This is a genomic window from Kocuria oxytropis (assembly GCF_040981195.1).
GTDB classification, from domain to species: domain Bacteria; phylum Actinomycetota; class Actinomycetes; order Actinomycetales; family Micrococcaceae; genus Kocuria; species Kocuria oxytropis.
This window is the reverse complement of record NZ_JAVFXA010000122.1, coordinates 1-515: the sequence shown is the minus strand read 5'-3', so window position 1 is coordinate 515 and position 515 is coordinate 1. Positions and strand designations below refer to the sequence as shown.

Here is a 515-nt window from a genome sequence, read left to right as displayed (position 1 = left end):
CCTCTTCGAGCCCTACCTCGAGCTGCGTGCCGCGGCCACCGCCAACGCCCCGACCCGGCCCCAGGACATCGGCGTTGACCCGGGACAGCCGATGGCCCGCAGGATCCATCTGGTGCCCGAGGAGACCGACGAGTCCTCGTGAGCAGGCCCCGCCCACCCAGCGACCCGGAGACCTGGCCGATCCCGTGCACCCGGTGCCAGGACCACTACGAGATCGCCGCCACCTGGCCCGACGGACCCGTGTGCCGGTACTGCTACCAGGCCGCCAAGCGCACCACCGGCACCTGCGCCTGCGGACACACGGGCGTGCTGCCCGGCCGGCTCGACGGGCGACCGGCCTGCCGAAACTGCGCCGGGATCACGCTGAACCTCGACTGCCGCACCTGCGGCGCCGAGACCGAGCTGCACTCCCACGGCCAGTGCTGGTCCTGCGTGCTGGCCGCCGCCGTCGACCGGCTGCTCACCACCCCGCACACCCAGCAGATGCATCCAGGCCTGGCCCCGGTGGCCACCGC

1 pseudogene is annotated in these 515 nt (G+C 73.6%); it reads left to right on the top strand.

The features are described 5' to 3' along the window. Positions 1–138: 138 nt before the first annotated feature. Positions 139–515 (top strand): annotated as a pseudogene (locus tag QYM41_RS17905) (Fis family transcriptional regulator); the annotation flags it as partial.